Consider the following 13693-nt stretch of genomic DNA (forward strand, 5'->3'; position numbering starts at 1 on the left):
GCGCGCCGGCGAAGAGCCCTGCCACCGGAACGGACGGTTGTGATGCGTACCAGCGAGCAGGTCTACCACCGGGTCCGCTGGGATCCGCGCTTCGACCCGGCCCGGTTCGTCCTGGGCGTGGGCCAGCGCGGCGCCGGGCCCAAGCGGGTGCCGCTGCCCGCCTTCACACCCGGCGGCGAGATCCCGTGGCACCGGGTGCTGTTCGTGGAGGCGGACGGCGAGCTGGTCTGGGACCGGGCATCGGGGCTGGACCGCCTCGACACCTGCGAGGCGGGCCGGGCCAGGGACCCGCGCCTCCTGCTCGCGCCGTTCTTCACCGCGCGGACGCCGTACACGTGGAACCCGGCCGAAGGCTGGACTCCCACAGGCGAGCACGCGCCCGAGGGATCCACGCACACGCGGCCAGCCGGCCCCCAGCCCGCAACCAGCCGCACGGCAGGTGACCGGCCGGGCGTGCGGGTGCTGACGTGGAACACGCTCTGGGACCGTTACGACAGCGACCGCATCGACACCGCCCGCCGCCGTGTCCTGCTCCTGCGGGCCCTTGAGGAGGCCGACGCGGACGTGCTGGCGTTGCAGGAGGTCGAGCCCGCGCTGGTGTCCATGCTGCTGGCCGCCCCCTGGGTGCGCGCCCGCTACACCCTCGGCACCGACCCCCAGGGGCCGGACGTCGCCGAGGCCGGGCTCCTGCTGCTGAGCCGGCTGCCGGTACGCGAGGCCGCCTGGCACGGGCTCGACCCGCACAAGTCCGTGGCCGCCGTCGTCGTGGACACCGCCGCCGGGCCGCTCGTCGTCGCCGTCACCCACCTGACCAGCGACCATTCGGCCGACGGCCCGGCCAGGCGGCGTACCGAGCTGGCCGGGATCGCCGAGGGGCTGTCCGGCCTGGACGCCGACCTGGTCCTGATGGGCGACTTCAACGACGGCACGGACACCCCCGCCACCACGCTCGGCCTGCGCGACGCCTGGACCGAGGCGCACGGACCCGACGACACCCCCACCTTCGACCCCCGCGCCAACCCGCTGGCCGCGCTCTCCTCCCGCACCGGCCGGGCCGCCCGCCTGGACCGGGTGCTGCTGCGCGGCCGTCCCCGGGTGCTGTCCGCGACCCTGCACGGCGACACCCCCGACCCCGGCGGCCTGTACGTCTCCGACCACTACGGGGTCATGGCGGACCTCGACCTGTCCGGCGCGGGAACCGGCGAGGTGCTCGACGTGCCGCCGACGGCGCGTACGGCGGTGGCGTGGATCCCACCGTCCGACCTGTGGCCCCCCATCCAGCAGGTACGGCACGCCCACGACCCCCACGTGGACCGGTGGCCGCCGCACGTCAACCTGCTGTTCGGTTTCGTGCCCGAGTCGGACTTCGAGGCGGCGGCCCCGCTGCTGGCCGAGGCGGCGGCGGAGGCGGAGCCGTTCACGGCCAGGCTGGAAGGGGTGCGCACGTTCCGCCACCGTGCCTGGACGACCGCCTGGCTCGACCCCGCCGCCGACGACCCCACCCCCTGGACCCGCCTCCGCGAATCCCTCCGCCGACGCTTCCCCCGCTGCCAGGAGCGCTTCACCCCCCACCTGACCCTGGGCCGCACCGAGTCCGCGATCCACCTGCCCGCGATGACGGCGCGGGTGGGCGAGCTGGTACTGCTGTCGCGCCGCGCCGACGAGCCCATGCGCCCCCGCGCCGTGATCACGCTGGGCACCGGCGAACTCCACTGGCTCCCCGACCCCACCACCCCACACCAGACGCGTGACAAGCCCAGACAACCGCACCACGAACCAGAACAAACCCATCGAACGGATCACAGGCCAGGGCATCTGGGTGTGGTGGCCGGGGAGGTCACGCGGCGGCTTGGGGAGGCCGTGGTGCCTGGGGTGGTGCACGTCGCCGGGTCGCGGCGCATGGGCTGCGAGCTGCCCGGCGCCGACCTGGACCTGGTGGCCGTGCTGCCGGATGCGGCTCAGGCCGAGTCGCTGGTACGCGCCGCCCTGCCCGAGGCGACCAGGCTGCGCCACGTGGTGGGAGCCCGGGTGCCGGGGCTGCGCTTCCACCTCGGTGGGCTGGACGTGGACCTGACCGTGGTGCCCGCCGGGGAACTCCCGCCGGACCAGGCGCTGGCCCGCCGCGCCGAGCTGGGCGAACAGGCGGCGATCGCGTTGAGCGCGGTCACCGACGCCGAGGCGATCCGCGCCGCCGTCGAGCGTGGTCATGACGTCGTGGAGCGTGGTCGTGACGCCGCCGGTGACAGGCATGCTCGCTTCGCCCGGCTTGCCAGGCAGGTGAAGGCGTGGGCACGGGCGCGGGGGCTGGACTCCGCGCCGTTCGGCGGGCTGCCCGGTCTGGCCTGGGCGGTCATGGCCGCGCGTACCGCCCGCGAGAACGAGAGCACACCGGAGGACGACCTGCTGGGCCGCTTCTTCAGCACCTGGGCCGCCTGGGACTGGCGCGACCCGGTCACCCTGCACCCCACCGGCCGCGACCCGGCCGCCCTGACCACCGTTGGCCCCTCCCAGGGCTGGGGCGACTCCCCGGATGCCGTGGTGGTGCTGACGCCCAGTGCGCCGGTGCGTAACTGCGCGCGCCAGATCAGCCCCGGCGGCCTGGACCTGCTCGCCCAGGAGCTCTACCGCGCCTGGGAGCTGACCGAGGACGGCGGAACCGCCGCACTCACCGGCCCACCGCCCCTCCACCGCAGGCATGCGGCCTGGGCGGTGGTCAGTGCGAGCGGGGAAACGGCCGGCCTGGCGAGGGGGCGGATGCTGGAGCTGCTGGCTGCGCTAAACGCGGCGGGGGCGCTGGACGCGCACGCCTGGCCGCGTCCCATACCGGGCGAACCGGCCCGGTACGCGATCGGGCTGGGCCGGACTCCCCCGGACGCCGCCCGGCTCGGGGAGATCGCCCGCCGCTGGGCCGTGGAGGGCGTCTCGGTCGAGTGGGCGGAGGGCGGGGCCGTACCCACCTTGATATGAAGGCCGGGTGAGCGAACACGTGCGCGCCGCACGGCCGGAGGAGGCCGAGCCGCTGAGCCGGTTGGCGATGCGGTCCAAGGCGTCCTGGGGGTACGGCCCCGCGTTCATGGCAGCCTGCCGGGAGGAGCTGCGGCTCAGGGACGTCACCGGGACGGTGGTCGCGGAGCGGGACGGGCGCGTGGCCGGGTTCGCGAGGCTGGCCGGGGAGCCGCCGGACGGTGAGCTGGGCATGCTGTTCGTGGAGCCGGAGGCGATCGGCCAAGGGGTGGGCGGGCTGCTGTATCGCCACGTGCTTCGGGAGGCGGGGCGGCTCGGGTACACGCGGCTGTCGATCGCCTCCGACCCGCACGCCGAGGGCTTCTACCTGGCGATGGGGGCGGAGCGTCGCGGGCTGTCCGGCGGGCTGCCGTTGCTGTGCGCGTGGCCGCCCGGTCCTGAGCCGTCGTGGGTGGACGCGTGGACGGGCGGGCGGCCGGCGGTGCACGTCGGGAACGTCGCCGAGTTCAACAGGGGCTTCAGCCACGTCCCGATGGGCCGGGATCATTACTCCTGCCTGGCGGTGTTCGCGGGCCCGCATCCCTCTGTCGTGGTGCTGCCCGAGCCGGTGGACGAGGCGTGGATCCGGGATCTGACGGACGTGCTCGGCTGGGGCGAGGTGGAGGTGCACAGCGGCGTCGCCGCGGACGGCAGGGTGTCGGCGGCGATCGCCTCCCGGCCCAAGCTCATGCGACGCCTGGCCGGAGAGCGGGTGCTGGTGTGGGGGCGGAGTGCGGAGTTCGAGGGGATCGTGCCGTCGGCGGCGGGTGTGCGGGCGGCGGTCGAGCGGTTCGAGTCCAAGCGCGGCGCGCACCAACTGTTCCTGGCCCTGGCCGGCGAGCATCCGGGGATCGCGGTGCCGTGGCAGCGGAAGATCGGCTCGCGGCGGGAGCTGCTGCGTGAGCTGGCCCAAGGGGCGCCGCTGGTGCTGAAGTCCGAGTACGGCGTCGGCGGCTCGGGCACGCGGATCGTGACCGCCTCGACCCCGCGGATCGGGGCGCTGGCGCGGCGATGGGCGCGCACGGGCGGCCTGCTGGAGGAGTACGTGCCGGGCGCGGGCCCGTTCCCCACCTTCGACGCGGTCATCTCCGACGACGGCGCGGTCCACCCGGTCGGCACCGGCATGATGATCATGGACAGCACCCGCTACCAGGGCGTCACCGTCGGCCCGGACACACTGCCCGCCGCGCTCGCCGGGACGGCCGCACGCTTCGGCCGCGCGGTCGGCACGGCGCTGGCCGCGCACGGCTACCGGGGCTGGTACGACGTCGACTACGTCGCGGACCCCGCCGGCCGCCTGGCCCCGACCGAGATCAACCTGCGGCTCACCGGCCCGGCGGCGGCGTTCAGCGTCCAGGCCCGGCTGGACCGCCTGCGCGGCGGGCGGCACCTCGTCCGCACCCTGGACTGGCTGCCGCTCGGCGCCCGCCTGCCTCCGGCCGCGCTGCGCGCGCACGCCGAGGGCATGGCCAGGGAGTGCCGGGAGCTCGGTGCCACGTTGCTGGTCACGGTGCCGACGGCGGCCGAGGCGGCGCGGCCGTACCTCGGCGTGGCGATCGCGGCGCGCACGGCCGGTGCGCTCGACGCGGCCGAGGCGGCGGTGCGCTGCGCGAACGAGGCGCTCGGCGCCCTGTTCACCGCTCCGCCCCGGCGGGCCTGGCGGCCACGTACGCGACGACCACGGCCGCGGCGATCATGAGCGTGATGTTGAACCCGTAGACCAGCGCGGCCTGGCGCGACCAGTCCGTCTTGGCGGCGAGCCGGTAGAAGTTGTCCTGCGGCCACCAGGCGACCAGCAGCCAGGTGATCGCCAGGTGCGCGAGCGTGGTCAGCCAGGCCGGGCGCTCCAGCCGGGCCAGGAACGTCCGCCCGAACAGCAGGAACATCACACCCAGCCCGAACGCGACGTACTCGGCGGCGTAGAGCCCGCGGAAGAACCCCGCCCACGGCTGCGGCACCCCGGTCAGATCCGTCGAGTACGGCCAGAGCACGTCCGTCAGCGCGAACGCCACCATCCCCGACACAACGGCGACCAGCCCCCAGACCGGCGCCATCGTCGCGGGGTCGCCGTCCCAGCCGCCCGCCTTGCCGCCGCCACCGCTTCCCGGCCCGGCCCGCACGGGCAGCGGCAGGCTCCCGCGATCGATCCCGCCCTCCGGCGTGCGCGGCAGCACCGGCACCACGGCCACCAGGTCGGGCGCCCGCCGCCGCGGCAGGCGTTCCAGCAGGTACGCGCCGAGCTCCGCACCGGTCACCCCGCCGGGTGACACGGCGTAGGCGATCAGCGTGTCCCCGTCGCGGACCACGGCGCAGTCGGACACCTCCGGATGCGCGCGTAACCTCCGCTCGATGACCCTCGCACGCTCCGCCATGCCCGGCACCGCCGTCCCGTAGATGATCGTGTCTCATCAGGTTGTACCCCGGCCACTTGCGGAGCCGTCCCGCTCGCGGTCATGCTCGAATTCTTGGCACAGGTCGATCTCGGGAGGCGCGGTGCGCACACGCCGGAGCGGCCCATGACGGTGACGGTGCCGGCCCGGCGGGAGAGATCGGTCTCCGGGCGGGTGCGCGCGCTGTCGGGCCTGTCGCTGCTGGCGCTGGCGCTGCTGCTGGGCGCGTTCGCGGCCGGGGCGGCGAGCACGGGCGCGGGCCTGCGCACCATCGGGCACGAGGCCGGACCCCAGGTGCTCGCCACGACGGGCCTGTACCGGCAGATGTCGGAGATGGACGCGCTGCTCGCCGAGACCCTGCTGCTCGGCAGGGAGTACGGCCCGCGGCGCCAGGCCGACCTGACCGGCTACGACCGGCGGCGCGCGGAGATCTCCGCCAGCCTGCTGAGGTCCTACCGGCTGGCCCAGGACAACCCCGCCGACCAGCGCACGGTCGAGGCGCTGATCGAGGGCCTCGGCCGCTACGAACGGCTGGCCGCCGACGCCCGGCTGCTGGACGCCCAGTCCGAGCACACCGCGGGCGCGCCGCCCGACACCGTGGTCGCCGCCTACCAGCGGGCCACCGATCTCATGCACCGCGTGCTGCTGCCCCAGGCGTACAACCTGACGCTGGAGACCGGGACGATCGTCCGCCGGGCGCACCAGGAGGAGCGTTCGGCCACCTCGCGGGCCCGCGCCGCGATCGTGGTCACCGGGCTGCTGGCGCTGGCCTGCCTGGTGGGCCTGCAGGCGTACCTGACCCGCAGGTTCCGCAGGATCCTGGCGCCCGCGCTGGTGGTGGCCACGCTGCTGACCGCGGCCGGGCTGGCGGGCGGCCTGGCCCTGCTGGGCGGGCAGGGGCGGGCGCTGGAGGAGGCGAAGGGCCGGGGGTTCGACGCGGTGCTCACGCTGACCAGGGCGCGGGCGATCAGCAAGAGCATGCACGGCGACCAGAGCCGCTACCTGCTCGACCGCTTCCGCAAGGACACCTACGAGCACACCTTCCTGGACAAGTCGCGTACGGTCGCCGCCGTCGAGTCCACCAGCCTGCCCGACTACCAGAGCAGGCTGCACCGCGACTTCGAGGGGCTGCTCGGCGGCCTGGCGGGCCTCGACCGCGACCGGGTCTTCGCCGCCTACCAGCGTTTCCAGCAGGCCGACGCGCGGATGCGGGCCATGTCGGGCGAGGCGGCGATCAAGTTCTGGGACGGCGAGCTCACCCGGGCCTACGAAGGCTACGACCAGGTGCTCGCGGAGCTGGTGCGGCGGCACGAAGCGGACTTCGAGCGGGCCGTCGGCAGCGGCGACGGCGCCCTGGTGACGCTGTGGCGGTGGGTCCCGGCGGGGCTGGCCGCCGGGGCGGTGCTCGTCCTGGCCGGTGTCCGGCCCCGGCTGAGGGAGTACCGGTGAGAAGACTGCTGATCTGCCTGGTCCTGGCGCTCACCGCGTGCGGCGCGGCCCGGCCCGCGTCGTTCGCGGACAAGGACGAACTGGTCGTCGCGATCCGCTCCGACGTGCCGCTGATCAGCGTCAAGGGCCCCGACGGCGGCTACCAGGGCTTCAACATCGACGTGGCCCGCGACCTCGTCACCCGGCTGGGCAAGCGGATCCGCTGGCTGGAGATCAAGGCCGGCGACCAGCTCACCGTCCTCACCGACGGGCGGGCCGACGTGGTGTTCGCCCACATGTCGGTCACGCCGGAGCGGAAGAAGGTGATCGACTTCGCCGGGCCGTACCACGTCGACTTCCAGGACATCGCGGTACGGCCGGCCGACAAGGACGCCATCCGCGACGTCCGCGACCTGGAGGGGCGCCGGATCTGCTGGGTGCGCGGCACCAACATCGCCCAGCGGATCGTGGACGAGCGCCGGGTCAGGGCGCTGCCGGTCGAAGCGCCCGACTACGACGTCTGCCTGGACATGATCAAGGACGGCCGGATCGACGCGATCTCCACCAACAGCCAGATCCTGGCGGGGCTGCTCACCAAGCCGGGCGTCGACCTGCATCTGGTCGGCGCGACGTTCAACGAGCAGCGCACCTCGATCGGCGTGCGCAAGGGCGACGTCGACGGCTGCGAGGAGCTCAACCGGGCCATCACCGGCATGTACCAGGACGGGACGGCAAGGACGCTGCTGCACAAATGGTTCGGCGCGTCGGGCATCGACCTGTCGGTGATCTCGGTACCGCAGTTCGAGGGCTGCTCGTAGGCGGTACCCAGGTACCCGCCGAAGACCGGCCTGGATGCGGAGGATCCGCGGCGACGGCGGCGGGGTCGACTCCGCCGACCGGCAGCGGCCCGTGGTCGAGCGCTATGCCGGTGTCCCCATGGTCGTCGGCGCGGGCGGCGTGCCGGGGGCGTTGCCGCCCGATCTGGGGCGCGCCGTCGAAGCGCTGCCCGAGGTGGCGCGGGCGGTGCCCGACCTCACCTTCGTCGTGCCGCTGGCGGTGCGCGGGCGGACGGTGAGCGTGCCGGGCGACCGGTTCGCGAGCCCGGGCGGGCACGGGTGGAGCGCCGCGGCGCTCACGCCGTTCAGGATCGAGCGGGGCCGCCCGCCGCGGGCGCCGGGCGAGGTGGTGCTGGACGCGCGGCTGGCCAGGGCGGCCGGGGTCGCCGCGGGCGGGGTCGAGATGGGGGTGGCGGCGGGGGCCTGGCACCACCAGTCGGGCGGGTGCTGGAGCCGTACAACCGGGAGAACTCGCTCCGGTGCGCGTCTCGACCGGCGTCGCCCGCGGCTTGGCCGAGGGCAACATCGTCGTGGACACGGGCGGAGGGTTCAACACCCTGTGGTTCCTGGTGTACGTGACCGAGCTGGTCGCGGTCGGCATGGTGGCGGCGGTCATGGGGCTGTCGGTCCGGCGCAGGAGCACCGGACTGGCGGTGCTGCGGGCCATCGGCGCGCGTCCCGGGCAGCACGATGCTGCTCGCGGAGGCGGCGCTGCTCGGCCTGGCCGGGGACGTGGTGGCGGTACGGCGGGCCATGCGCGTGCGCCCTGGCGACGCCCTGGTCCAGGCACCGGCGGAAGACGGGCGGCTGGGCAGGCCCGCACGAGGAAGCCTCCGGCCGGGCAGGTACGCCAGCCGTACGCGGGAGGCCGCGCCCGCGGCGTGCTTGCGGGTGTTGGTCAGCGCCTCCTGGACGACGCGGTCCACAAGCGCGGGCAGCGCGACCACCTCGCCGCTGACCTCCAGGGCGGCGTTGCCCGACTCCTCGACCAGCGCGGGCAGCCCGGCCGTGCCGACGCCGTGCTCGCCGTCCGTGCGCAGCGCCTCCAGCAGGTGGCGCATCTCGATCATCGCCTGCCTGGTGGTGTCCTCTCCGGTTCGCAGGACCTGCCGGGCCCTTTCACCGTCGGACGGGATCAGTCTTCTGGCCAGGCCCATGTAGAGGCTCACCACGCTGACGCGCGCAGGCCGACCACGTAACCGGCCGTGACCGGGATCATCGGGAACAGCGCGACCGTCACGCCGGTCGGCGGGTGCGCCGTCAGCGAATCCACGTTCTGGATCGCCGAGACCGCCGCCGCGCCCAGCGCCACCACGGGGACCGGATGCCGCCTGCCCAGCGCGACCAGCCCCGCGCAAGCCAGCGTGATCAGCAGGCTCTTGACCGAACCCGTCCTGGGCAGTTCCGCGGCCAGGACCACCGCCGCGAGGCCCAGATCGCCGAGCCAGGGCCGGCTCCGCACCCAAGGGATCACTCGACCAATCTACGCGCATCACCCGCCCGGCTAGGTTCGCGCGCCCGGCTTGATCCCTTCGCCCAGCTTGGCGCAGTTCGTCCACCCGGCTCGGTCCATGGGCCTGGCCTGGTTTGTTCGCTTGGACGAACCGGCGCTCCTCCTGGTGTGCCCGGCGACCAGCCGCGGGGCGGGAGCGGCTGCCACCATGACCCGGTCGGCCGCGGGTTCCGGGCCGTCGACGGGCAGGAGGGGTCATGAAGCTCACCGGAGTCGAGATCCGGACGATCCGGATGCCGCTGGTGTCACCGTTCAGGACGTCGTTCGGCACGGAGACCGTGCGCGAGGCGCTGGTGCTGCGCGCGGTCACCGACGAGGCCGAGGGGTGGGGCGAGTGCGGGGCGGGGACGGCGCCGCTCTACTCCGCCGAGTACACGCACGCCGCCCGCGACGTGCTGACCCGCCACCTGGTCCCGGCGCTGGCCGGGGTGGCGGAGCTGGACGCGCACCGGGTGGCACCGGCCCTCGCCGCGTTCAAGGGCCACCGGATGGCCAAGGCCGCGCTGGAGACCGCGGTCCTGGACGCGGAGCTGCGCGCCCTGGGCGTCTCGTTCGGCCGGGCGCTCGGCGCCGTACGCACCACGGTGCCCTGCGGGGTGTCGGTGGGGATCACCGGGTCGATCCCCGAACTGCTGGACACGGTCGCCGCCCACCTGGACGCGGGCTACCTGCGCGTCAAGCTCAAGATCGAGCCCGGCTGGGACGTCGAACCGGTCAGGGCCGTGCGCGAGCGCTTCGGCGACATCCCGCTGCAGGCCGACGCGAACGCCGCCTACCGGCGCGGCGACGCCGGGCACCTGGCCGGGCTCGACCCGTTCAGGCTGCTGCTGCTGGAGCAGCCGCTGGCCGAGGACGACCTGATCGGGCACGCGGAGCTGGCCGGGCGGATCACCACGCCGATCTGCCTCGACGAGTCGATCGTGTCCGCGCGGGCCGCCGCCGACGCGATCGCGCTCGGGGCGTGCCGGGTCGTGAACATCAAGCCCGGCCGGGTCGGCGGCTACCTGGAGGCCAGGCGCATCCACGACGTGTGCGCGGCCCTCGACGTGCCGGTGTGGTGCGGCGGCATGCTGGAGACCGGACTCGGCCGGGCGGCGAACGTCGCGCTGGCCGCGCTGCCCGGGTTCGTCCTGCCCGGCGACACCTCGGCCTCCGAGCGGTACTACCACACCGACCTCACGCCGCCGTTCCGGCTGGTGGACGGGCATCTCGCGGTGCCGTCGGGGCCCGGAATCGGCGTCAGCCCGATCCCGGACGTGCTGGACGCGGTGACGGTGGCCCAGGACTGGGTGCCGGTGCACGCGCGTTGAGGTTTGTCGCCCCCTACCAACGCGGGCCGGGCATTTCGTCCGTCCCGACCGCTGAACCGGCGCCTCTGCTGGGCTAGCTTCTGGCGTGTGCCCGATCTCCCGCTCGCCCGCGTCCTGGAGGCGCTCGGCTCCACGCTGCTGGACGTCGTCTGCGGCGACCTCGCCCGCGCGGTCGGGGGCGTGGTCATCCACGATCCCCTGGACGAGCCGGAGCTGCCGGACAACGCGCTGGTGCTGGGCGTGGGCCTGCGTGAGCCCGCCGAGATCGCCCGGGTCGTGACCGAGCTGGGCGAACGGGGCGCGGTGGGGCTCGTGGTGCGCGGACCTGTCGTAGCGGATGAGGCGCTGCCGGAGGCGGCGCGCGCTGCGGGGGTGGCGGTGCTCGCGCTGGCGCGCGGGGCGTCGTGGACACACCTGGCGGAAACACTCCGCGCCCTCACCCGCGACGGCGCCGGGCTGGGCAGGATCCGGTCGGGTGACCTGTTCGCGGTCGCCGGGGCCATCTCTGCGCTGCTCGACGCGCCCGTCACCATCGAGGACCGGCACTCGCGCGTGCTGGCCTTCTCCAACCGGCAGGAGGAGGCCGACCCGTCGCGGGTACGCACGATCCTCGGCCGCCAGGTCCCCAGGGACTACACCGAGATCCTGGAGGAACGCGGCGTCTTCCAGGCGATCTACCGCAGCGGTCGGCCCGTGTTCGTGGCGCCGCTGCCCGAGACCGGCGAACTACCCCGGGCCGCCGTCGCGGTGCGCGCCGGTGACGAGATCCTGGGCACGATCTGGGTGGTCGTCCCCGAGCCGCTGGACGAGGAGCGGGGCGCGGCGCTCTACGAGGCGTCCAAGCTGGTCGCGATGCACATGGTGTGGCAGCGGGCCGACGAGGACAGGGAGCGACGGCTACGCGCCGACCTGCTCACCGCCGCCCTGGCCGGCGGGCCGGGTGCTTCCGAGGCAGTGCGCCGCCTGGGGCTGAAGGACGAGCCCGCCGTCGTCCTCGCCCTCACCGTGGCCGCCCCGGCGTCTCAGCCACCCCCGCCCGCGCACCTGGCCGCCGAGCGCGGGCGGCTGGCCGACGCGTTCGCCCTGCACCTGTCGGCCGCACATCCCCGCGCTGTGGTGGCGTTGATCGACGACATCGCGTACGGCATCCTGCCCCTCCCCCACAACGGACAGGAGGCGGAGGAACGCGCCGCCCAGATCGCCGCCGACTTCCTCACCCGAATCACCCCCCGCCCCCAACCCGAACCGAACCCCCTCACGCACGCCGCGCCGGGCCCCCTCACGGCAGCCGGAGCGGCGCCGCCCGCACCCGCCGGACCGGGGCCCTCCGCAACGGCCGGGGTGGGGTCCCTCGCGCTGGTCGGGGTGGGGCCGCTTGCTCCGGACAGCTCCGCACTGGACCGCTCGCGCTCGGGGGCGGAGCGGGCGTTGCGTGTCCTGCGTGCCGGGGTGCTGCCGGGGCGGCGGGTGGCCAGGCTGGACGACGTCCACGTGGACGCGCTGCTGCTTGAGCTGGCCGACCGGATCCCGCGCGGCGACCTGCCCAGCGGCGCGCTGGCCCGCGTGGCCGCCTATGACGCCGAGCACCAGACCAGTTTGGTCGAGACGCTGCGCTGCTGGCTGGAGGCGTTCGGCGACGTGGTGGCGGCCGCCTCGGCGATGTACGTGCATCCCAACACCTTCCGCTACCGGCTGCGGCGGGCGGCCGAGGTGGGCGGCCTCGACCTCACCGACCCGGCCGCGCGCCTGTCGGCCATGCTGCAACTCCGCCTGATCTCCATCAGATCCGCCCCGGAGAGCTGACCGCCACCGGGCGGACTCTCCGCGGACGGCTGCGCGAGGTCAGCGTGACGACTGCGCGAGGTCAGAGGGATCCGCCGCGGGGGTCAGCGGCCGAAGAGTTCGTCGCGGGCCGTGGCCAGGGCCAGGTCCATCGCGCCTGCCAGCACCGGGTTTCCGGTCAGCTCGGATCTCCGGACCGCGGGCCGGGTCGGGATGAGGACGTGGAGTTCGCGTTCCACGAGATCGCGCAGCCGTTCGCCGCCCGCCTCCGCGACGCCACCGGCGAGCACGATCAGTCCGGGATCGACCACGGAGGCGATGGCGGCCAGTCCCACGGCCAGCCGCCCGGCCACGACCCGCAGCCCAGCGGCGGCGTCCTGGGCCGCGCGGCCGGACTCCCCCGCCATGGCCGCCGCCGCGCGTACGGACTGGCCGAAGTCCTGGTGGTCGATCCCGCAGGTGCCGAGCAGGTCGCGGATCGCGGCGCCGCCGCCGACCGACTGGAATCCGTGGCTGCCGTGCCGTCCGGCGTCGCGGGCGGTCACCGTACCCGAGATCGGCATGTGGCAGACCTCCCCGGCGGCGCCGAAGAAGCCGCGGTGCAGGCGTCCGTCGATCACCAGCGCGGCGCCCAGCCCGTCGTCCACCCACAGCAGGACGAAGTCCGCGCACCCGGCGGCGGCGCCCCTCGCCTGTTCGGCCAGGGCGACGAGGTTGACGTCGTTCTCCAGGCTGACCGGCGCGCCGAGAGCCGCACTGAGCGTGGGCACCAGGCTCGGCTCGCGCCACCCCGGCAGCCCCTCCTCCGCGACCCGCCCGACGCTGCCGCTCAGGGGATCGACCGCCGCACGCACGCCGACGACCACCCTGCTCAACGACGCCCCCGCCGGAGTGGCGGCGTCCAGAGCCACCCGCAGCCGCTCCACGACCGGGCCGGGGTCGCGGCCAGAAGGTGGCGGGTGCTCGCCCACAACCGTGCCGGTGATGTCGGCCACCTGGACCTCGACGGTGCCGACGGTGACGCTCATCGCCGCCACGTGGGCCGCGGACGGGTTGATGCGGTACGTCTCGGCGTTGCGTCCCGCCTGACCCGAGCGCATGCCGTCGCTGACCACCAGCCCCGCCGCCTGCAGACGGGCCAGGAGCTGGAAGGCGGTCGGCTTCGACAGGCCGGTGAACTCGCCGAGCTCGGGACGCGTCATCGGCCCGCGCTCCAGCAGGACCCTGAGCGCGATGCGCTCGTTGATGGCCCGCATCAGGCGGGGAGTCCCGGGTTGTGGGGGGTTCACGGCTTCAGAGCGTATCCGAGCGGCCCTTCAAATTTCTTTAGTTAATAAATTTTACTAACTCCCAGCTCGGAGCCGTTCTGACAGTTTGACCGGAAAATCGCTGTTCAAGTATGTGAACACGGAGAGGCGCGCAGCCTGACTT

11 protein-coding genes are annotated in these 13693 nt (G+C 74.4%); 6 read left to right on the forward strand and 5 right to left on the reverse strand.

Translation table 11 applies throughout. The features are described from left to right. Positions 1-42: 42 nt before the first annotated feature. Entirely contained in the window at positions 43-2967 is a 2925-nt protein-coding gene (locus ACIBEJ_RS08260; RefSeq protein WP_397181927.1) for a poly(A) polymerase, read from the forward strand. A 7-nt stretch (positions 2968-2974) separates the two neighbouring features. Further along, the gene (locus ACIBEJ_RS08265; protein ID WP_397181928.1) at positions 2975-4702 is read left to right on the forward strand and encodes a GNAT family N-acetyltransferase; all 1728 of its coding nucleotides are present in this window, start codon (positions 2975-2977) and stop codon (positions 4700-4702) included. Here ACIBEJ_RS08265 and ACIBEJ_RS08270 read toward each other — a convergent pair. After that, the gene (locus ACIBEJ_RS08270; protein ID WP_397181929.1) at positions 4638-5375 is read right to left on the reverse strand and encodes a hypothetical protein; all 738 of its coding nucleotides are present in this window, start codon (positions 5373-5375) and stop codon (positions 4638-4640) included. The two genes, ACIBEJ_RS08265 and ACIBEJ_RS08270, sit on opposite strands and share 65 nt — an antisense overlap. A 144-nt stretch (positions 5376-5519) precedes the next feature. Between ACIBEJ_RS08270 and ACIBEJ_RS08275 the strand changes: the two genes are divergently transcribed. Together ACIBEJ_RS08275 and ACIBEJ_RS08280 are read left to right on the forward strand one after the other, a co-directional pair. Next, the gene (locus tag ACIBEJ_RS08275; protein WP_397181930.1) at positions 5520-6842 is read left to right on the forward strand and encodes a hypothetical protein; all 1323 of its coding nucleotides are present in this window, start codon (positions 5520-5522) and stop codon (positions 6840-6842) included. After that, positions 6839-7639, forward strand: a complete 801-nt coding sequence (locus tag ACIBEJ_RS08280) for a substrate-binding periplasmic protein (RefSeq protein ID WP_397181931.1) — start codon at positions 6839-6841, stop codon at positions 7637-7639. Before ACIBEJ_RS08275 ends, ACIBEJ_RS08280 begins: the two co-directional genes overlap by 4 nt. Positions 7640-7741: 102 nt before the next feature. Here ACIBEJ_RS08280 and ACIBEJ_RS08285 read toward each other — a convergent pair whose 3' ends face one another. Genes ACIBEJ_RS08285 through ACIBEJ_RS08295 form a run of 3 tightly spaced genes read right to left on the reverse strand, consistent with a single transcriptional unit; the run spans position 7742 to position 9131 of the window. Beyond that, entirely contained in the window at positions 7742-7957 is a 216-nt protein-coding gene (locus tag ACIBEJ_RS08285) for a hypothetical protein (protein WP_397181932.1), read from the reverse strand. 5 nt (positions 7958-7962) lie between these two features. Continuing rightward, the gene (locus ACIBEJ_RS08290) at positions 7963-8826 is read right to left on the reverse strand and encodes a sensor histidine kinase (RefSeq protein ID WP_397181933.1); all 864 of its coding nucleotides are present in this window, start codon (positions 8824-8826) and stop codon (positions 7963-7965) included. Next, positions 8823-9131, reverse strand: coding sequence for a hypothetical protein (locus ACIBEJ_RS08295; RefSeq protein WP_397181934.1), 309 nt, complete (start codon positions 9129-9131; stop codon positions 8823-8825). The genes ACIBEJ_RS08290 and ACIBEJ_RS08295 overlap by 4 nt, the downstream gene beginning before the upstream one ends. 236 nt (positions 9132-9367) lie before the next feature. Between ACIBEJ_RS08295 and menC the strand changes: the two genes are divergently transcribed. After that, a complete protein-coding gene (gene menC / locus ACIBEJ_RS08300) occupies positions 9368-10480 on the forward strand; it encodes an o-succinylbenzoate synthase (protein WP_397181935.1) in 1113 nt (370 codons plus the stop codon). An 87-nt stretch (positions 10481-10567) separates the two neighbouring features. Beyond that, positions 10568-12283: a PucR family transcriptional regulator gene (locus ACIBEJ_RS08305; RefSeq protein ID WP_397181936.1), complete on the forward strand. Its 1716-nt coding sequence runs from the start codon at positions 10568-10570 to the stop codon at positions 12281-12283. 83 nt (positions 12284-12366) lie between these two features. Here ACIBEJ_RS08305 and ACIBEJ_RS08310 read toward each other — a convergent pair whose 3' ends face one another. Then, complete coding sequence (locus ACIBEJ_RS08310; protein ID WP_397181937.1) at positions 12367-13551, reverse strand: ROK family protein; 1185 nt, start codon at positions 13549-13551, stop codon at positions 12367-12369. Positions 13552-13693 lie beyond the last annotated feature (142 nt).

This window comes from Nonomuraea sp. NPDC050790 (genome assembly GCF_044456745.1).
Taxonomy (GTDB): Bacteria; Actinomycetota; Actinomycetes; order Streptosporangiales; family Streptosporangiaceae; genus Nonomuraea.

Excerpts from the sequence above, each read along its gene's own strand:
- ACIBEJ_RS08260 (WP_397181927.1), top strand. The coding sequence starts at position 43 with ATGCGTACCAGCGAGCAGGTCTACCACCGGGTCCGCTGGGATCCGCGC.
- ACIBEJ_RS08270 (WP_397181929.1), bottom strand. The coding sequence starts at position 5,375 with ATGGCGGAGCGTGCGAGGGTCATCGAGCGGAGGTTACGCGCGCATCCG.
- menC (WP_397181935.1), top strand. The coding sequence starts at position 9,368 with ATGAAGCTCACCGGAGTCGAGATCCGGACGATCCGGATGCCGCTGGTG.
- ACIBEJ_RS08275 (WP_397181930.1), top strand. The coding sequence starts at position 5,520 with ATGACGGTGACGGTGCCGGCCCGGCGGGAGAGATCGGTCTCCGGGCGG.